The organism is Bacteroidales bacterium (assembly GCA_016707785.1).
Taxonomy (GTDB): domain Bacteria; phylum Bacteroidota; class Bacteroidia; order Bacteroidales; family UBA4417; genus UBA4417.
The window spans coordinates 162833-184767 of the sequence record JADJGZ010000006.1; the positions used below are offsets into that span (position 1 = coordinate 162833).

A 21935-nucleotide genomic window follows, 5' to 3' on the forward strand; every position below is an offset into this window, starting at 1 on the left:
ATGAAGTTCAAATACTATTTCACTATGTAATGCAATCATAAAAGAGAATAGCGATGATGTAGCATTGAATCATAAGTATTGAAACAGTAACGGAGGATAATGAATTATCCTCCGTTATCTTTTTCTTGGCTAAACAATTCATTCAATCTTTTTTTCAGGTAATTTGATTTTTCGATGAAATGAGCTTATTCAATTATTCCGCTTGATAATCATGTGTTACCTGATAATGAATTTCTTAGATGATTTCTTATCCTCTGATTGAATAAGCATATAATAAGTTCCTGAAGGAAGTTGTCCTAAATCTAAAACTTCCTTGTTCACATTGTCCATTTTATGCACATAAACAGTTTTTCCTTCAACATTAAAAATATTAATTAATATCCATTCTGCCTGCAATCCAGGGATTTCAACGTTAATAATTCCACCACTTGGATTTGGATATATTGACCATTCTATCTTTGTGTCCCCATTATCATGATTCTGCATTGTGAGACTATCTTCAAAATGACTACTTCCACCATTTGTTAAATAATTGTTTAAACTACCATTTGAATATACAGTTGGTGCTGTAAATAATACGTCTTCAATATCAATTAAATTAATAGTTATTGTAGCTTGGCTCGAACTATTAGGATTTCCATTATCTGACACAGAAATAGTTATCTGAAAAGTTGACTGATTTTCGAAATCCAGAACAGAAGAGTTGGATACAAGAAGTTTTCCTGTTGCATTATTAATATAGAACGCTCCTCCAGGATTTCCTGATATAATTTGATAAGTCAATAACTGGCTTACATCCTGATCCTGAGCCTCCACTGTGCCAATTGTTGTTCCATTCATGGAATTTTCTTCTATTGCAAATGCCTGATTGTTAATATTTGGAGAATCATTCACATTAAGAAGATTGACAGTTGCATTAGCTTGGCTGGACAATAAACCCACACCATTATCCTGAACTTTTATAACAAGTACAAATGATGTTATGAGTTCATAATTGAGAGCTGCACTATTAGCTACGATAAGTGTTCCATTTGCAGAATTTATTGCAAAAGCACCACTCGTGTTTCCTGAAAGAATAGTATATGTTAATGACTGACCGGCATCTGGATCTGATGCAACTACTGTGCCGACTATTGTTCCATTTGACGAATTCTCACTGACTGAAAAAATCTGGTTGCTTATTATCGGTGGTTCATTAAGATTTGAGATATTTATAGTAATCGTGGCCTGACTGCTTAAGCTTCCAGTACCATTATCCTGAACTTTTACAATCAAAGAAAAAGTGGGAATAAGTTCAAAATTTATAGAAGCTGAATTAGATACAACTAATTGACCTGAACTGGTATTAATTGCAAAAGCCCCATTCGTATTCCCCGAAATAATGGAATATGTGATGGACTGTCCGACATTAGGGTCAGAAGCAATAACAGTACCTACAATAGTCCCATTTGCAGAATTTTCATTTAAGGTAAAGGATTGGTTGGTAATAACAGGAGGTTGGTTACCGGTTGCAAGGATATTTATTGTAGAGACTGCTGAATTTGTTAAATTGCCGTATCCATTATCCATAACTTGAATAGTAAGATAAAATACGGGTGTCGTACCAGGATTTAGAGCAGAAGAATTATTCACAAATAAAACTCCTGAAACTGGGTTTATACCAAATCCATTATTCACATTTCCTGCAATGATGGAATATGTGAGTGCTTGCCCTGCATCAGGATCTGTTGCCAGAACGGTACCTAAAGAAGAACCATTTGCAGTAAATTGATATACATTGAAAATCTGATTACTGAGAATGGGCTGTTCATTAATATTATTAATGTTAATAGTTATGCTTCCTTGATTATATAGGTTACCTGTGCCATTGTCCTGAACTTTTACTGCTATTGTAATAAAAGGAGTGACCTCATAATTTAAAATAGTGGAGTTGGTAACAATCAGATTCCCATTCGTAGAATTAATTGCAAAAGCACCTCCGGTATTACCTGAAAGGATGGAATAAGTTAGGGTTTGACCAGCATCAGGATCAGTGGCAATTACAGTCCCAACAGTTGTTCCGTTGGCTGAATTCTCATTGATGGAAAAGGATTGGTTACTAATAACCGGCTGTTCATTAATATTTAATAGAGTAATTGTGACTGTAGCCTGACTGCTTAGATTGCCAGTGCCATTATCAAGTACTTTTACTACTAAGGCAAATGATGGAATAGTCTCGAAATTTAAGGCTCCCGAATTTGTAACAATAATAACACCTGTGGCAGAATTAATGGCAAAAGCTCCATTTGTATTACCAGATAGAATCGAATATGTGAGCAATTGCCCTGCGTCAGGATCAGTTGCAATCACCATTCCTACTGATACCCCATTAGACGAATTCTCATTAATAGAAAAAGCCTGATTTGTGATTAAAGGTACCTCATTTAGGTTAAGAATATTTACGGTGATTGTAGCCTGACTACTAAGATTGCCGGTACCGTTGTCCTGAACTTTAATGATTAGGTTAAAAGCTGTAATGGACTCAAAGTTTATGGCAGTTGAGTTGGCAACACTAAGTACGCCGGATATAGCATTAATAATGAAAGCATTGTTTGTGTTTCCTGATAGAATTGAATATGTGAGAGTCTGTCCGGCATTAGGATCAGAAGCTACTACTGCGCCTACTGTACTTCCATTGGGTGCATTCTCATTCAGGTTAAAGGTCTGATTTGTAATAACAGGAGGCATGTTTCCAGCCTGCAAAACATTGATAGTGATGGTGGCATCATCATAAAGGTTGCCCGTACCGTTATCCTGAACTTTAATCAACAGACTGAAAACGGGATTCGTAGTATAGTTTACAACAATTGCGTTATTAACAGTTATTTGTCCGGAGGAGGAATTGATGATAAAAGCACTGCTGGTATTACCAGATATAATTGAATAGGTTAAAATTTGACCGGCATCTGGATCAGATGCAGCAACTATTCCAACAGATGTGCCATTAGCTGATCCTGAAGTAACAGTAAAAGTTTGATTGTTTACAACAGGCGGTTCATTAATATTTATGAGGTTAATCATTACAGTAGCCTGACTACTCAGATTGCCAGTGCCATTATCCTGGACTTTCACAATCAAATCATAAGAAGGAGTAGCTTCAAAGTTTAATGCAGAAGAGTTAGCAACAGATATAACACCTGATAGAGAGTTTATTACAAAAGTACTGTTTGTGTTTCCTGAAAGAATGGAAAATGTTTTGGTTTGACCTGCATCCGGATCAGTGGCAATTACTGTACCAACAGTAGTTCCGTTGACAGAATTCTCATTTATTGAGAAGGATTGGTTAGTGATAACCGGTGGTTCATTAATGTTTATTAAAGTGATTGTGACTGTAGCCTGACTGCTTAGACTTCCAGCGCCATTATCCTGAACTTTAATAACCAATGCAAAAGACGGCGTAGATTCAAAGTTGAGTGCTGCAGAGTTGGCAACAGTGATAATTCCTGTTGTAGAACTGATGGCAAAAGCAGTATTGGTATTTCCGGAAAGAATGGAAAATGTTTTGGTTTGACCTGCATCCGGATCAGTGGCAATAACTGTTCCTACAGTAGTTCCATTGGAAGAGTTTTCGCTGATAGAGAAGGATTGGTTAATGATAACCGGTGGCTCATTAATATTTATAAGATTGATAGTGACTGTAGCCTGACTGCTTAGATTGCCAGTGCCATTATCCTGAACTTTAATAACCAATGCAAAAGACGGTGTAGATTCAAAGTTGAGTGCTGCAGAGTTGGCAACAGTGATAATTCCTGTGGTAGAACTGATGGCAAAAGCAGTATTGGTATTTCCTGAAAGAATGGAAAATGTTTTGGTTTGACCTGCATCCGGATCAGAAGCAATGACTGTTCCAACTGCAGTTCCATTGGCTGAATTCTCATTGATTGAGAAGGATTGGTTAGTGATAACCGGAGGTTCATTGATATTTAGGAGAGTGATTGTGACTGTGGCCTGGCTGCTCAGATTGCCAGCACCATTATCCTGAACTTTCACAACCAAAGCAAATGATGGTGAAGTTTCAAAGTTGAGTGCTGAGGAGTTAGCAACTGTGATAATACCTGTAGTGGAACTGATGGAAAATGCAGTATTGGAATTGCCTGAAAGAATTGTGAAATTTAATGTTTGACCAGCATCTGGATCAGTGGCAATTACTGTTCCAACAGTAGTTCCGTTTGCTGAATTCTCATTAGTAGAAAAAGCCTGATTTGCGATTACAGGTAGCTCATTTAGATTAAGAATATTCACTGTGATTGTAGCCTGGCTGCTAAGATTGCCAGTGCCGTTGTCTTGAACTTTAATGATCAGGTTAAAAACAGCGAGTGATTCAAAGTTTATTGAAGCAGAGTTAGCTACACTCAGCACTCCAGATAAAGCGTTGATAGTAAAAGCGTTGTCTGCATTTCCTGAAAGAATTGAATATGTGAGAGTCTGACCTGAATTAGGATCTGATGCAACAACAGTGCCTACTGTAGCTCCGTTAGGTGCATTCTCATTCAGGTTAAAGTTTTGATTGGTAATAACAGGAGGCAAGTTTCCAGCTTGCACAACATTAATTGTGATAATTGCATCATCATACAGGTTTCCTGTTCCATTATCCTGTACTTTAATCAACAGACTGAAAAGTGGATTGGTTGTATAATTGACAACTGTTGCGTTATTAATTGTAATAAGTCCGGTCGAGGAATTAATAATAAATCCATTACTGGTATTACCTGATATAATTGAATAGGTTAAAACCTGGCCGGCATCGGGATCAGACGCAGCAACCGTTCCCACTGATGTGCCATTTGCAGAACCTGAAGTCACACTAAAAGATTGATTGCTTACAACAGGAGGTTCATTGATATTTATAAGATTTATGGTTACAGTGGCCTGGTTACTCAGATTGCCAGTGCCATTATCCTGGACTTTCACTACCAAAGCGTAAGATGGTGTGGATTCAAAGTTGAGTGCTGCAGAGTTTGCAACAGTAATAATACCTGTTGCAGAGTTGATGGCAAAAGCAGTATTAGTGTTGCCTGAAAGAATAGAATATGTTAAAGTCTGACCAGCGTCCACATCAGATGCACTTACTGTTCCAACCGTTGCTCCGTTAGTTGAATTTTCATTGATGGAGAAGGATTGGTTACTAATAGCAGGAGGTTCATTGACATTAATGAGCAAAATTGTGACTGTTGCCTGGCTGCTGAGATTACCGGTGCCATTATCCTGAACTTTTACTACTAAAGCGTAAGATGGTGTTGATTCAAAGTTGAGTGCTGCAGAGTTTGCAACAGTAATAAGACCAGTTGTGGAGTTGATAGAAAAAGAAGTATTGGTATTTCCTGAAAGAATGGAAAACGTTTTAGTTTGACCTGCATCAGGATCAGAAGCTACAACCGTTCCAACACTGGCTCCGTTGACTGAATTCTCATTGATGGAGAAGGATTGGTTAGTGATAACTGGTGGTTCATTAATATTTATAAGATTGATTGTGACAGTAGCCTGACTACTGAGAATGCTATTTCCGTTATCCTGAACTTTCACAACCATCGTAAATGAAGGCGTGGATTCATAGTTTAGAGCGACAGAGTTAGCAACAGTGATAATACCAGTGGTGGAGTTGATGGCAAAAGCATTATTAGTGTTACCTGATAGAATAGCGTAAGTAAGTATTTGACCTGCATCTGGATCATATGCGATTACTGTTCCAACGGTAGTTCCATTTACTGAATTTTCATTTATAGAGAAAGTCTGGTTTGTGATGACCGGAGCTTGATTTGTTGAACCTGAATATTCAAAAGTGCAAATATCAGGTGCACTTCCAATATATGGTAATCCAACATTTACTCCAGCATCAATTAAATCTGATCCGGAAGCTAAGTGTAAAAAATTAAGAACGGGTAAACTCCCATCAGCCTGCCTGGGTCCAGACATACCAATAGTATCAATACTAATAAAATCTGAATTACTAACTGTCACAGTACCATTCCAGCTATTGTTTTGAACAATTGAGGATGTATTTATTGCATAATTTACAATATTCAGGTAACTAAGGTTATTCTTCAGAATGTGAGCATCATTGAATTTAGAATAGTTAAATCCATAATTACCATTCCTGAATGCAGTGCAATTATATAGAATACTTGGGAAATGATTTAATCCATTACTGCTAAAATTTTCCTCAAAGCCGTTCATATAATTGTCATAAGCCATGCAGTCTGTCAGTTTTCTCAAATATGTAGTAAGTATACCATTTGTATTTGGGCCCATTTTAAATCCACAACCATTGCCAGTATGTGTCATATTTGTGGGTGAATAGCCATTCAAAAAGGACCAACAATTATCTAATTCAATATAAGTATTAGTACCGAAGAAATCAAAACCATCATCACTATTGAACCATGATCTGCACCCTCTAAAAATATTATTGTCAGAAGTGGTGTTGTTTGTCATTCCAAATCCATTAGAACCATCATATGGTATTGTAGAAAGTGGGTCTTCATTGTGATGAGAATCACAATTCAAAATCAGGTTATTGTCGCAATTGCTGGAAATTGTAAATCCATAGCCCCCGACATGATCAAATTCGCAATTTTCAATAATACAATTATTCGTTCCGGAAGCTAACATCATTCCCACATTACAATTGACGACCTGTGGTAAATTAGTAACTCTTATCCCCTTAATGTGAATATAATTTGCAGTACCGGTTCTTAATCCAATTAAGGTTCCGGATGAGCTAGCCGAACCAAAATTAAAAACTGGTCTCTCAGTCAAATAGGACCAGATTTTAATCATATTTGCAGAGGTTCCACTCTTATTCTGAAGAATTTGTTCAGCAACGTAATTATACGTTCCCCCTCTGACATAAATCGTATCCCCTGCATATACTTTTGTCCAGGCCTTGTTTAATGTAAAAAAAGGTGAATTTATAGTGCCACTGTTATTATCATTCCCTGATGGTGAAGTATAATATTTAGCACCTAGTAGAAAACTATGATTTAATATGACTGATAGCATGAAAATTATAATAACTTTCATATGCTTTGTTAGAATAATACTTTTGTATGAAAATGATATTTTTGGTAGGATAGAATTCATAGTTGTTAAATGAGCAGTTTTAGTTATTATAGCAAGAAAAACAAATTTTCTTTACTTTCATATGACTTTTTTTTAAGTTCAACTCTAAATACCTTGATATACAGACAGCTAATGGACTTGATATCAAAGTTTGCTTTTAATGTAAACTTTTAATCAGCATAATGAATATGCATTATTGTTAGTCATTATTTATTGAAAGAACACCTTATTTAACGGCATAATTCAGTTTATCCATTGTTAAAAACCTAATAGGAGTTGGATTTACCTGAAAAATTGGATTTTCATACATTGAAAATTCAATGTTGAAACTAGTTTTGTTTGGAGTGGTGTTTCCAAATATTAAAGAAGTGAAAAGAAACAATTGAATGACTGTTAACAGAATAAATACCAATGATATTCTGATTTTTCCAGCCTGATTTGAGATTAATTGATCTGTCATGATTCTTAAGTTCAGATCACAAATCTAATAAAATAGATTTTAGGAATATCTTTACTGAGATGTCAGAACCGCTCGATGTAAATCATATGGATAAATATATTTTTACAAAGTAAATATTTATTTTACTTTGTAATTTATTGTTAGCATGAGATTGCGAGAGATTGTGTTACAAAGTCGATATCAAAATCTATTGTAAAATGATTTTTCGTAATCTGAAAATGTGAATAAGTATTATAATATTGTTAATAAATAAAGTCTTGAAAGATGAACTTCATTTATAACATTACAAATTTAAGAGATTATTGGACCTGGAGTTATATTGTTTGCTAAAGGTACAAGTCTGAAAATTAATAGAATACATTAATTTTATTGCCCAGAGCCCATTAATACAGATTTGATAGTTTTAACAGTTAGCAGTAAATCTGTTTCAAGCGACCAATTATCGATATATTGTAAGTCCATTCTCATCCATTCTTCGAATGATATGCTATTTCTTTTTGGCATAGTTTGCCAGATACAAGTGATACCAGGTCTCATTGATAAACGACGAAGCTGCCATGATTTGTACTGTTTGACCTCACTCATGATTGGTGGGCGAGGACCAACCAAAGACATATCACCTTTAATGACATTAAAGAATTGAGGCAGTTCGTCCAGACTGGTTTTTCTTAGGAATTTCCCTACGTTAGTAATTCTTGGGTCATTTTTGATTTTGAATACAGGACCTGTCATCTCATTTTGATCCATTATCTTCATCTGCATCTTCTCTGCATCTTGCATCATTGTCCTGAATTTGTAGATAAAGAATTCACGCCCATGAAGTCCAACCCTTTTTTGTTTGAATATCACTGGTCCTTTTGACGAAAACTTAATCATAACAGCGATCAGTATCATAAAAGGCATCCATAATGTTACGACAACACATGAAATAACAAAATCCATTATGTACTTCCAACTCAGTGCGTATTGGTTTGATGGTGCATTTTTATATGAAATAAAAGGAATGCCATCAAAATGGTTCAAATCAGGTCGAGAAGTAGCCATAGTCAATAGTTGTGAATGCAGGCGAAAAGCTACACCAACTTCTTCACAGGCGTGAATTATGTTTTGTACTTCATCTTCAATGATGTTTGATTTGCAATAAAAACTTCATCAACGATTTCAGATTTGATTATATTCGAAAGGTTGTTCGTCTTTTTGAACATCTTTATACTCGAGCTAAATGCATCATGAATGCGATGAGATTCAGAAATAATCATTACAATTTTGTATCCCCACTCTGGATGATCAATGATTCGATTAATGAAAGACTCATTATCATCACCAGCAATGATTATAATATTTGTTAGATTATGTCCTTTTCGTCTTTGTCTCATATAGTGTTGATTGACAGCTATATAAGATGAGAAGATGCTAAGTTGATTTAAAATAGAAAAGAGGATTATAAACTCCTTAGAAATGCTGGAAAGGTTGAAAAGGCTCACTAAACCAAAAAGAATACCAGCTCCTATAACAGTAAACATTACACTTTGCTTGAATAAGATTGCATAGTGATTAACTTGGTAAATTTTTAGGAGGCTAGTTCTCGACAATCCAAAGAACCAAATTGGAAGTAGGAGTAATAGTAATGAAAGATATTCAGAGGAGTAAGTAATATTATCTGAAAAAAAATATCGTACAAGATTAAAGGCTAAAATGAAAGTAATAACCGTAAGGGCTATTGTAAAGATGCCAAACATCGAGGATTTTATGCGTTCATCTTCCCGGATCATATGATATTTGGATTACGGTTTAAAACTTACTACTTGAAGGAATTCCTGGAATTTTTGAAGATTTAGCTATATAAGTTTTTCAAAGTGGAACAAATAGCGACTAGTCCAGAATTCCGTGATCACATTGTCAAAATTTATGCCTAATAACATAAAGTGTTGTATAATAACAATATAAAAATTTACAGCGTATGACTGATTTAGGATTTTGTCCCAAATTGAAAGTGTTTGTTCAAAAAAGGTAAAAAATCATAATATTATTAAAATTCACTAAAAATGTACGTTGTAGTTAAATCTGCAAGGTAAAATTGTTATTTTTGCATTCACCCTGTTAGTAAGCATTGTATTGATTTAAATAGATGTAAACCAGAGTGTTTTTCGGGATGTAGCGCAGCTTGGTAGCGCGCTTCGTTCGGGACGAAGAGGCCGCTGGTTCGAATCCAGTCATCCCGACAGTATGATTTTCTAGTGATCTATAATGTTCAATAGTTTTACAATTGGGTAACAAGTATTCTTAAAGCCACTTTAGCTCAGTTGGTAGAGCAGCGCATTCGTAATGCGCGGGTCGAGGGTTCGAGTCCCTTGAGTGGCTCTTTATGACTAATACTTTCATTTATGGACAGGTTATAATATAAGAAGTGGGTATTATAAGTGTTCTTTTTAAAATTGGCTATAAATATTTTCAAGAAAAGTTTTATATTTTCCAAAACCTTGATATTTTTACACATATTCTGAGAATAAAACTATGTTGTACTTGATAATATTTTACTATGAGAAGCTATTATGCAATTATTGTTGAAGATGAAAAAAATGTCCGTGAGGCGTTGTTGGAATTATTAACTCAGAATTGCCCTCAAATTAAAGTATGCGGGATGGCTGGTTCAGCCGGGGAGGCGCGTGTTTTATTAAAAAAAAATCAAGTAGATTTCATTTTTCTTGACATAGCGATGCCCAATGAAGATGGTTTTGTTTTTCTAAATTCTATTCCTAAGGAAAAGTACGGTGTTATTTTTACAACAGCTTATCATGAATTCGTTCTAAGAGCATTACGAGCAAATGCAGTGGATTATTTATTAAAGCCAATTGATTCTGGTGAACTGCGTGAAGCTGTTTGCTAAAGCAATTCATTATCATAGACTAAGAGATAATGATTTTGAGGTTCTAAATGTGTATAGAAATTCACTAGATGGAGTAGAGGATCACTATATAACTTATGGAAAGAATATTTCACGTATAACTGTTGCGGAGCAATTTGGATACAAAATTATTAACTTATATGAATTGATGTATCTTGAAGCTGACAGTAATTATACGACCTTGCACTTAGCTAATGGGAAAAGGATAATTGCTACACGTAATCTTGGAGAATTTGAAAAATAATAGAGAATCCGATGTTTTTTAGAAGACATAAAACGTTTTTGGTGAATGTAAAGTATATATCGGGCTATACAACAGTTGAAGGGAGTTTCGCGGAATTGCATAACGGGATGAAACTTGCTATCTCAAGAAGGAAGATTATTGAATTCAGGATGTGGTTAAAAAAGTATTCAGCATCAATTGATTAAAGTGAAGCAGTTATTTGTGTTGTTTATTTTCATTCTTTTGGGGAGCTCTATGAGTGGTCAAAATCCTTTCATTCGGCACTATACAACGCTTGATGGACTGCCAAGCAATACCATTTATCAGATCTATCAGGATAGTAAGCGTTTTATTTGGTTTACCACTGATGCCGGAGTAGTCAGATTTGATGGTTCTACATTTACCAACTATCGTAAGGAAGATGGACTTAGTAGTAATGACGTAATTCGAATAAAAGAGGATTCACTTGGAAGAATATGGTTTTTCAATTATAATGCATCAGTAAATTATATGTTTTCAAATAAAATTTACTCTAGTAAAACCGCCCATTTTCTAAATGCACTTCAAGGGAAGGGCTTTATATTAGATTTCATAAATTATGGAGATAATATTCTATTCTATAATCTTCAATGCGAGACTTTTTCAATGAATAAATACAATTTATCTATTAAGAATAGATTTTTCAAAAAGGCTGTTACACTTCCATTGAAATGGAATTCGCGAGAAAGTGTTAGAGTATCCTTTGTTGAAAATTTTGAGAATCGTAAGTTGAGAATCTGGACTATTTATGGAATTTATTCACAAATTGATTTTTTCAGTAATCCAATTGTTGAAGATACTACTCTCAAAATTGAAAGTGTTTACCCGACAAAGAAAAGTTACTTCTATGCAAAAACTACTAATCTAGGTGTTATAAAAATTTCAAAGAATTTAAAATTTGAGAAATTATTTTTGCCTTTTGATTACAACAGCGTGAAGTTTATATTGGAAGATAGTGAAGGGTTTTTGTGGATATCTGCATATGATAAAGGAGTATTTTGTTATAATGGAAATCAATTATTAAAATGGTTAGATATAAAAGAGGCTCTTTATCTATTTGAGGATAATGAAAAGAATATATGGGTTAGTTCCCAGTCAAATGGAGTTTTTGTAGTTAGAAGAGAAGTATTAAATCAAAATCACATTGATTTAGAATATTTCAATAGGCTGGAATTGAAGCAATTAAGTTTTGGCTCTTTTGGTGGAATTTGGTGTTCTGATGGTTATTCAATTTTTCTATATAATAATTCAAAGATAATCAGAAAAGATGTCTCTACTAATGATAATATTTTTGAGATTATTCATCATTTTAATGATCAATCAATGTTTGTTGCCAAAAGGAATAAGTATTTTTATTTTTTAAAACACATTGGTGAAGATAATTTGGATACTAAAATTAATATTGTAAGCGAAAAAAGAATTGACCTTTCAATAAAAAAAATACTTGTAGATAATAATACTAAGAGCTTTGTTCTTTTTGACCAAAATAGAATTATTGAAGGAGATATTAAATCAAAATTTAACAATTTAAAAATAACATATGTTCCGGGTAGGATTAATAATGCATACTTTGATTCTAAGAATAGATTAATTATTAATGGAAGAAGGAATTATTTTTTTAGCAGAGGTCAATTATTGCCTTGTTTTTTGCTAAGTCCATTTGATGGATCTGTTATAGTTGACCATTTGACAATTGATCGTGAGACCGAGATATTGAATCTAGATGGAGAAAGGCTGTGGCTAATTTATAAGTCACGCCGCTATGATTTACTAGAAGATTCTTACAAATCTATTAATGCCTACATAAAAAAAATCCTATACTTCGATAATTCCTTATATTTTTCAACGAATTCAAATATCTATCGTTGTGATAACCCGAAGAATATTTTAATGAATAATCGTTTGACTGTTCAACCATTAGAGTTAAACCTAAGATCGATAAATGACTTTATGATCTACAATGATTCTATTTATATCGCTTCTAAAGATGGCTTAACTGTGATTAGTGATTCATATTTCAGAAAAAAAGTTTCTGTTCCACCTAGACCATATACAAAATCTGTTTTAATTAACAATATTAATATTCAAGAGATTCCCCAAGAGATAAAGGTAACAGGTAAAAACACTATATCAATACATTTTAAATGTATTGATTATGCTGTAAATTCATACATTTATTCTTATAGTTTAGAAGGATTAGGAAATGTTGACTCTGTCTCTAAAGGTAATGATCTTGATGTAGTTTTCCAAAACCTCCCTAAAGGTCATTATGTATTCAAACTTAGGGTTAGAAAGGCTAATTCCGATTGGAGTGAAACTCTGGAACTCCCTATCATAATAAAACCAACTTTTTATGAATACCCCGCTTTTTGGGTTCTTATTTTTCTGATCCTTATTTTTATTGGTATTCAGACTTTTATGCAACTCAAGCAGATGAGATTGAATCGAATAGAAAATAACCATCAACTGGTAATGTTAGAGCAAAAAGCATTATTGTCAATGATGAATCCTCATTTCATCTTTAACTCCCTGGGCTCGATTCAAAATTTTATGCTTAGAAATAGATCAGGAGAAGCACTTCTTTACCTTAGCCAGTTCTCCAGACTCATCCGACAAAATTTCAATGCAGTAAATGTTGCAGTGATTAACCTTGAAGATGAAATTGATAGGCTTAAAAATTATCTGGAATTGGAACAAATAAGACTTGAGAATAAATTTGAATACTTCATTGAGATTGATGGAGGTTTTAGTGAGGATGTTTTTTTTATCCCGAGTATGATTATTCAACCCTTCGCTGAGAATGCTGTTTGGCACGGAATAGCATCAATCAATTATAAGGGTATTATTAGAATTAAATTTATTTATGTTACAGATGATATTATAAAAGTTATCATAGAAGATAATGGCGTTGGCATCCAAGACAATAAAAACTCAAAAAAGAAGTCACTTTCACATCTGCATCAAGGAATGAAAATGACTAAAAGAAGATTGATGCTGCTTGGAGAAAAAATCAAATCAAAATCTGTTCTGGAAATCACCCCATTATCTCCAAATAATAAATTTCCTGGAACCAGGATTGTTATTCACTTGCCTTTTTATAATGAAAACACTCAAAATGTGACCGATTGAGAGGAAATTCTGTTTATACCCATATTGATTTATACTTTTTATTATTGCCTCAGTTTACCGTTAAATCATCCATAAGCGCCCTTCATACAGAATTTACTACCGTTTAATCATCGGTCAGGTTTCATTATTTAATTTGCTATTATCTTTACCACAGAGTTTTAACTCTATCTGTATAAGGTATAAGTTCTGAAATTTTCCCATTGAATTCAGACTTCTTTTCCTAAAGCAGAAATGGATTAATTGCAAATTTGAAATCTTGTTTTTTATATCGCTCTTTGCATAAAAGTGAGGAAGTTTTATTGTCATCTAAACATCGATGACTAGTATATTCTGTTTTTTATATTACAGCTATCCCAAAATTGGATAGCTGTTTTTGTATTATTGATTCGGATAGCTAAATATTTAACTTTGCATAGTCGTTTATTCCTTTTTATGGGTTCAAAAAAACTGCATAACACTAACTCCGCTATCAAAATAAATACGGGGGTGAGTAAACCTTGTGCATTAAATACTATAGCTGCAAATAAATATAAGTCCTTTAACAGGAGGTATTTATCAGTAGATGAGTACACCTCTGGTATATTACGTGGTGATAGAGCTATCTTAAGTAAAGCTATAACACTAATTGAAAGTTCTCTTTTAGATCACCAAGCTAATGCTCAGGAATTGATCAAATCTTGCCTGCCCTATGCCGGGAATTCGATCAGGATTGGAATAACTGGTGTTCCAGGAGTTGGAAAGAGCACATTCATTGAAGCAATGGGGAAGTTCCTTATCAAGAATGGAAGAAAAATAGCTGTTCTTGCCATTGACCCAAGTAGCTCTAAAACAAATGGTAGCATACTTGGTGATAAAACAAGGATGGAAGAACTTTCTAAAGAATCCAATGCATTCATAAGACCCACTCCTTCTAGTGGCTCGTTAGGTGGTGTTGCACGCAAAACCAGGGAATCTATTATTCTTTGTGAAGCTGCCGGTTTCGATACAATTATAGTCGAAACTGTCGGAGTGGGACAAAGTGAAACCGAAGTACATTCTATGGTTGACTTTTTCTTACTCTTAATGCTTGCTGGGGCCGGAGATGAATTACAGGGAATTAAAAGAGGAATAATGGAAATGGCTGATGCTATTATTATCCACAAAGCAGATGGAGATAATATCAACAGAGCCCAATTATCTCTTTCTGAAATTAAGAATGCTATTCATCTGTTCCATCCCAGTGAATCTGGTTGGATTACCACAGCAGATCACTGTTCATCATTGACAAACGATGGAATTGATAGAATCTGGAAAACAATTTTAGAATATATCAACGTGACAAAGTCAAATAATTTCTTCTTCAAACATCGAACTTCCCAATCTTTAAGGGTTTTTCATCAAGCCCTTAATCAGAAAATGATTGGTCTCATGTATGAACAATCCTCCTTTAAAAGAAAGATTAAACAGAAAGAAGAAGAGGTCAGTAATGGCAAACAAAGTGCTTATACTGCTGCACAGGAATTATTTGAAATGTTTGTTAAAGAGATATCTGTTTAGTTACTTATGTCAGCTATAAATTCCTGTTATTTTCATCTATGTCTTTGTTTCGTGATGAATCCTAAATATAATAATACAATGCTGTCTCATTCATTGAAATCAAATATTCCAAGATAATCGTCTATTAAGAGTTTGGGGTTTAATTTCCTGGATTATTACTCAATATTTGAGCTATGGGGTCAATTTTAAGTTCTTTTATTTGATTATAAGGGAGGTAATTACTGGCTATTTAAAAGTATATTTTATATATTTGTATTTTTTATTTTCTTTGTAAAGCCAATCAAAAAGTTTCTATTTTTGCTTGATTTATCAAGAGATTATGAAGAACCCATTTGAGAATAGTTTAACAGAAATGAATCCCAATTCACTTGTTCAATACCTGAATAAACCAAGTGAAGAATTTACCAAAGCTGATTTAATTAGATATATAGATGATCATAATATTTCTATGATCAATTTCCGCTATACCGGTGGTGATGGCAGGCTCAAAACGCTGAATTTTGTCATCAATAATAAGGAACACCTCGACAACATTCTTACCACCGGGGAACGTGTAGATGGCTCCAGTTTATTCCCGTTTATTAAAGCTGGCAGTAGTGACCTCTACGTTATTCCCAGGTATAAGACTGCTTTCCTGAATCCTTTCAGCACCATCCCATCATTAGATATTCTTTGTTCCTATTATGATAAAAATGGGGCTCCTTTAGAGAGTTCTCCTGAATATATTCTTCAGCAAGCTCATAAAGCATTAAGAGAAAAAACCGGGCTTGATTTTGAAGTGATGGGTGAGTTGGAATACTATGTAATCAGTTCCGCAAAGGAATTATTTCAACCTGCTGATCAGAAGGGTTATCATGAAGCTTTCCCTTTTGCGAAATGGGAACAACTAAGAACAGAAGCTATGTTAGCTATAGCCCAAACTGGAGGTAAAATCAAATATGGACACTCAGAAGTGGGCAATTTTTTCCAGAATGGCTTAGAATATGAACAAAATGAAATAGAATTTCTGCCTACTAAATTAGAAGATGCAGCAGATCAATTAGTTATTGCTAAGTGGATTCTAAGAACCTTAGCTTATAAGTATGGTGTATCAGTTACCTTTGCTCCAAAAATTACTATTGGCAAGGCTGGTAGTGGTCTGCATATTCATACAAGACTTTTGAAAAATGGTAAAAATGCAATGGTTGAATCCGGCGTTTTGAGTAAAACAGCCAAAAAAGCCATTGCGGGTTATCTTGAACTAGCTCCTTCCTTAACTGCCTTTGGAAATACAAATCCAACTTCCTATTTTAGGTTGGTTCCCCATCAGGAAGCTCCAACAAACATTTGCTGGGGTGATCGTAACCGGTCAGTACTTGTTAGAGTTCCATTGGGTTGGTCAGGTAATAATAGCATGATCTATCATGCAAACCCTAACGAAAGAATTATAGATCAAGATTTTAGTAGTAAGCAAACTGTGGAATTCCGCTGTCCGGACGGTTCAGCTGATATCTATCTTTTACTTGCTGGACTAACAGTTGCAGCCAGGCATGGTCTAGAATTGAATCAATCACTGGCTATTGCTGAACAAACTTATGTGGATGTGAATATTTTTGATGATGAACACAAGGAAAGGGTTGCTAAGCTGAAACAATTACCAGTTTCATGCTGGGATTCAGCCGATAGACTTCTTGAGCAGGCTGAAATCTATCAAAAGTATAATGTTTTTCCAGTGTCAGTAATTGAAGGTACGGCAAGAAAATTGAAATCGTTTAATGACAAAGGATTGAGGGAGAAGTTAGAGAAAGACCAGGAACAACTTCAGAAATTGGTCAACCAATATATTCATTGTGGATGATCTGAAACATAAGTTATAAAATTATGGAGAGTAGGGCCTCCACAGTGAAATGTTTTTTTGAGGCATATACTGTCTAATATTGAATTTGGCTGTAATGCACCCATGTTAACATTTCAGTTAACAAATCGTAAGATGATATGCATAATGATAAATTTTGTTTGAGGTGCCTCCGGCACCTTTTTATTTGAAAGAAATGCTCAGAAGCTTTGATAATTTTCAACTTAAATTTAAATTTTCAAGGATATATTAAACGTAGGTAACATGGAAACTAAAATTTAGCAACTTGACGGGTTCAAGATCGATTTCTCATTTTGCAATGATAGGTGCTACTTTACTTTTTAGCATCAATTATTGGGTAGCCAAGGGTCTCATGCCGGACCATTTGCTTCCAATGCAAATTATTTTTCTCAGGATTGCTGGATCTTTATTCCTTTTCTTTTTATTAGATATGATGATTTTAAGGGTTAAAGTCAACAGAATCGAACGATCTGATATGCCTAGGATTATTCTGGCAGGTATGTTAGGAATAGCATTGAACCAAATCTTGTTTTTCTCAGGATTGAATTTGACCACTCCCATCGACACCGCTATAATCAATTCCAGTAACCCTCTGATGGTAATTCTGCTATCCTCTATTTTAACCAGAGAAAAATTAAAGGTCTTAAAGTTAGCCGGGATAGTTTTTGGGGCAACAGGAGCTATAATTCTGGTATTCTTTAGTCAGTTAAATTCAGCTCTTGAAGGTAGTTTCTTAGGAAACCTGATGATTCTGGCAAATACACTGAGTTGGAGTTTCTATCTGGTAATAGCCAAACCTCTATTTGAGAAGTATCATCCTTTACTGGTCATGAAATGGGTATTTTTCTTCGGATTTCTTTTTTCTTTGCCATTTACATCTTCATCAATGTTTAATTTTTCCTTTTCTGGATTATCATTAAATGTAATTGGCTCAATTCTTTATATTGTACTTGGTACCACATTCCTTGCTTACTTATTGATTACTTATGGATTGAAAAATTTATCTGCTTCTGTCGTTTCTGTATATACTTATATGCAACCAGTTATCGTAGCAATAATTGGAATTATCTTCTTTACTGAAAAGATTACCTTGATCAAGGTACTAGCTATTGCCTTGGTTTTCCTTGGAGTTATTACAGTTAGCCGTGCCAGGAAATAAAAAGTCTGTTCACTTTTGATGAACAGACTTTTTGCATTCTGCAGGATAGTTTTAGTCTAATTATGCAGGATGGATAGCTTCAACTGGGCACACATCAGCACATGAACCACAATCGGTACATACATCAGCGTCAATCTTATAGATATCACCTTCGGAGATAGCTTCCACAGGGCATTCATCAATGCAGGTGCCGCAAGCGGTGCAGTCGTCAGAAATTACGTAAGCCATTTTATAAGTTTTTTGGTTATTGGATGCAAATATAGTCAGTATTTTATATACACTTCTTAAGAGATTGTATTTAGATTGTATCTAAATTATCTAATTAGCGATAATCTATACCATAATTTGTAGTGTTATGGGTAAGAGATCGATGGGTTTTTTCAGGTTTATATGATTGATAATGAATTAGTAATACTAATTCTATTTTTTACTTTGATATGATTGTAAGTCTTAAATGGTTAGAATCTAAAATAAAAAAAATATCGATGACCACTTTTAATAAAACATATAACTTTGCAAATCATTCAATCAATCTGCATAAGCATGGGCAAAAACTTGAACTTCATCGAAAAAGAAGATGTAGTAGTAAAATTTGTCGGCGATTCCGGTGACGGGATGCAGCTGGCCGGTACCTTGTTTAGTGATACTGCGGCTTTACAAGGTCTAGATCTTGCAACTTTCCCGGATTATCCGGCTGAAATCAGGGCACCTCATAATACGATACCTGGAGTTTCAGGGTTTCAAGTACGTATAGGTAGGAAAAAGATAGAAACTACTGGAGATGAAGTAGATGTTCTTGTTGCAATGAATCCTGCCTCCTTAAAGTCCAATCTGAAATGGACTCGTAAAGGAGCAACCCTGATTGTTGATGCTGATTCTTTTGATGAAGCTGCTATAAAAAAAGCCGGTTATTCAACTAATCCTCTTGACGATAATAGTCTCAATGGGTATAACCTTGTTAAGGCACCGATTTCATCTTTAACGCGTGAGGCAGTAAAACCCTTAGGCTTTGATTTCAAAACGGCTGATAAAACAAGAAATGTTTTTGCTCTTGGAATTGTCTATCATTTGGTGAATTGGAAACCAGATTCTACCATTGAGTATTTTAAAATCAAGTTCAAGAAAAAACCTGATTTGGTTGAAGCAAATAGGGTCGTTCTTGAAGGCGGATTAATCTATGCTGAGAATATTGAAGCACTTAAGACAACTTTCCATATTGCAAAGGCAAAAATGCCCTGCCGGAAGATATAGAAATATTACTGGAAATGTTGCAACAGCCTGGGGATTCCTGGCTGCTTCAGAGCGCTCTGGTAGGCCACTCTTTTTAGGGTCATATCCTATTACTCCAGCTACCGAGATTCTCATGGAACTAGCTCGTCATAAATCGTTGGGCGCCAAGGTTTTTCAAGCTGAGGATGAGATTGCAGGAATTTGTTCTGCAATAGGTGCTAGTTACACAGGTTCATTGGCAATAACGACTACTTCCGGACCAGGACTTTCACTGAAAAGTGAAGCCATAGGCCTTGCAGTGATGACAGAACTACCCCTGGTGATAGTTGACGTACAAAGAGGTGGCCCTTCAACAGGTTTACCCACCAAGAGTGAGCAGAGTGATCTAATGCAGGCACTTTTTGGTCGTAATGGTGAAGCTCCGGTAGTTGTTATTGCAGCATCAACACCTTCTGATTGTTTTCATTATGCATACCAGGCATCTAAGATTGCATTGGAACATATGACTCCAGTAATGTTAATGACTGACGGATCAATAGGAAATGGTTCTCAACTTTTCCGAATTCCTAAAGTTGCAGATTTACCTATTATTACTCCTCCAATTGCCGAAGCAAATGAGAAGGATTACAAACCGTATCGCCGAAATGCTGACACTTTTGTACGTAAATGGGCATTGCCTGGTACTGTTGGATTAAGACATAGGATAGGTGGACTTGAGAAAGAGAATATATCCGGGAATGTAAGCACTGATCCTGCCAACCATCAGCTTATGACTGATCTTAGGGAAGCAAAGATCCAGAAAGTGGCAGATTTTATTCCTTTATTAGAAGTGATGGGAGAGAAAGAAGGTGATTTACTTGTAGTTAGTTGGGGCGGTACAAAAGGGACGACCCAGGCAGCTGTGGAAGAGTTACATGCTATAGGTAAAAAGATCAGCCTGGCGCATTTTAACTATATTATGCCATTACCAAAAAATACGCATGAAGTGCTTTCCGGATTTAAGAAAGTTATTGTTTGTGAATTAAATAGTGGTCAATTCGTAAATTATCTCCGTATGACTGAGCCTGAATTTAAGTATTTCCAGTACAATAAGGTTCAGGGATTACCTTTTAATGTGAATGAGTTAGTTTCTAAGTTCAATGAATTATTATAGGAGGCTGTAAAATGGTAGATTTTCCAAATAAAACCATCGAACGATCATCAGTTGAACTCACAAAAGAAGACTTTGTGAGTGATCAGTTAGTGAAATGGTGTCCAGGTTGTGGTGATCATGCTATTTTAGCAGCAGTTGCCAATGTTTTCCCAAAAATAGGTTACAGGAAAGAGAATTTTATGATGGTATCCGGAATAGGATGTTCATCAAGGTTTCCTTACTATGTAAATACCTATGGATTTCATGGAATTCATGGTAGGGCGCACCCAATCGCATCGGGAATGAAAATTGCAAATCCAAACCTTAGTGTATGGATCACTTCTGGAGATGGTGATTCAATGGCTATTGGAGGGAATCATTTTATTCATATTATCCGAAGAAATATAGATGTTAATATTTTGCTTTTCAATAACCAGATTTATGGTTTGACGAAAGGTCAATATTCTCCAACTACCCCCATGGGAAGTGTTACCAAAACATCACCTCAGGGTACTATTGAGCATCCATTTAATCCTGGAGAACTTGTCCTGGGTGCACAAGGCACTTTCTTTGCACGTGCAGTCGACAGCAACATCAAATTAATGACTGAAGTTATGTTTGAGGCAGCCAGGCATGATGGAACTTCAGTTGTAGAGATTCTCCAGAACTGTGTAATATTTGCAGATAAAACTCATGCTGCAGTCACTGATAAGGAAGTCAGGGATGATGCTCAAATTCACCTGAAGAATGGTGAACCTATGATCTTTGGTAAAAATAAAGATAAAGGGATACGATTGAATGGAACACAACTGGAAGTTGTCAAAATTGGCGAAAACGAAATTTCAGAAGATGATTTGTTAGTACATGATCAATATCAACAAGATCCAGGCCTCCATCTTATGCTGGCGAAAATGGCACCACCTCATTATCCAATGGCTGTGGGTGTAATAAGATCTGCCATGTACCCAACTTATGATGATCTCGTGGTTGATCAGATTGAACATGCAAAAGCAACCAGTAAAATTAAATGTGTCGATGATCTATTAAATAGTGGCGATACCTGGGAAATAAAATAAGCCAATAAGAAATTGTGGAAAAGGGCTCCTCAGCATATTGCTTTAGGAGCCATTTCTTTATCTGCCAATTCATTCTTTAAAAACTACCATACT

General features: G+C 35.0%; 11 protein-coding genes, 2 tRNA genes and 1 pseudogene. 10 read left to right on the forward strand and 4 right to left on the reverse strand.

Going from position 1 to position 21935, the window contains the following annotated elements; translation table 11 throughout:
* Positions 1-216: 216 nt before the first annotated feature.
* From IPH84_05720 to IPH84_05730, 3 genes are all read right to left on the reverse strand, one after another.
* Positions 217-7059: a cadherin domain-containing protein gene (locus tag IPH84_05720; GenBank protein ID MBK7172724.1), complete on the reverse strand. Its 6843-nt coding sequence runs from the start codon at positions 7057-7059 to the stop codon at positions 217-219.
* A gap of 865 nt (positions 7060-7924) precedes the next feature.
* Positions 7925-8686 (reverse strand): exopolysaccharide biosynthesis polyprenyl glycosylphosphotransferase, encoded by a 762-nt coding sequence (locus tag IPH84_05725; protein ID MBK7172725.1) that lies wholly within the window; start codon positions 8684-8686, stop codon positions 7925-7927.
* Positions 8659-9081: a hypothetical protein gene (locus tag IPH84_05730; GenBank protein MBK7172726.1), complete on the reverse strand. Its 423-nt coding sequence runs from the start codon at positions 9079-9081 to the stop codon at positions 8659-8661. Before IPH84_05730 ends, IPH84_05725 begins: the two co-directional genes overlap by 28 nt.
* A gap of 625 nt (positions 9082-9706) precedes the next feature.
* Here IPH84_05730 and IPH84_05735 point away from each other — a divergent pair.
* From IPH84_05735 to IPH84_05770, 8 genes are all read left to right on the forward strand, one after another.
* Positions 9707-9780 (forward strand) — tRNA-Pro (locus IPH84_05735).
* Between the two features lie 66 nt (positions 9781-9846).
* Positions 9847-9919 (forward strand) — tRNA-Thr (locus tag IPH84_05740).
* Between the two features lie 178 nt (positions 9920-10097).
* Positions 10098-10445, forward strand: coding sequence for a response regulator (locus tag IPH84_05745; GenBank protein MBK7172727.1), 348 nt, complete (start codon positions 10098-10100; stop codon positions 10443-10445).
* A 303-nt stretch (positions 10446-10748) separates the two neighbouring features.
* Positions 10749-10892, forward strand: a complete 144-nt coding sequence (locus IPH84_05750) for a hypothetical protein (GenBank protein ID MBK7172728.1) — start codon at positions 10749-10751, stop codon at positions 10890-10892.
* 1 nt (position 10893) lies between these two features.
* On the forward strand, positions 10894-13854 hold the full coding sequence (locus IPH84_05755; protein MBK7172729.1) for a histidine kinase: 2961 nt from the start codon (positions 10894-10896) through the stop codon (positions 13852-13854).
* A gap of 432 nt (positions 13855-14286) precedes the next feature.
* A complete protein-coding gene (gene meaB / locus IPH84_05760) occupies positions 14287-15390 on the forward strand; it encodes a methylmalonyl Co-A mutase-associated GTPase MeaB (GenBank protein MBK7172730.1) in 1104 nt (367 codons plus the stop codon).
* A 352-nt stretch (positions 15391-15742) separates the two neighbouring features.
* The gene (locus IPH84_05765) at positions 15743-17227 is read left to right on the forward strand and encodes a glutamine synthetase (GenBank protein MBK7172731.1); all 1485 of its coding nucleotides are present in this window, start codon (positions 15743-15745) and stop codon (positions 17225-17227) included.
* Between the two features lie 283 nt (positions 17228-17510).
* Positions 17511-18404 carry an EamA family transporter gene (locus IPH84_05770; protein ID MBK7172732.1) on the forward strand — a complete coding sequence of 298 codons (894 nt, stop codon included), beginning with the start codon at positions 17511-17513 and terminating at the stop codon, positions 18402-18404.
* Positions 18405-18464: 60 nt separating this feature from the next.
* Here the strand turns inward: IPH84_05770 and IPH84_05775 are convergent, their stop codons facing one another.
* Positions 18465-18632 carry a 4Fe-4S binding protein gene (locus IPH84_05775; protein ID MBK7172733.1) on the reverse strand — a complete coding sequence of 56 codons (168 nt, stop codon included), beginning with the start codon at positions 18630-18632 and terminating at the stop codon, positions 18465-18467.
* Positions 18633-18947: 315 nt separating this feature from the next.
* Between IPH84_05775 and IPH84_05780 the strand changes: the two are divergent.
* Together IPH84_05780 and IPH84_05785 are read left to right on the forward strand one after the other, a co-directional pair.
* A pseudogene (locus IPH84_05780) lies at positions 18948-20787 on the forward strand (2-oxoacid:acceptor oxidoreductase subunit alpha).
* A gap of 11 nt (positions 20788-20798) precedes the next feature.
* Positions 20799-21842 (forward strand): 2-oxoacid:ferredoxin oxidoreductase subunit beta, encoded by a 1044-nt coding sequence (locus tag IPH84_05785; protein ID MBK7172734.1) that lies wholly within the window; start codon positions 20799-20801, stop codon positions 21840-21842.
* Positions 21843-21935 lie beyond the last annotated feature (93 nt).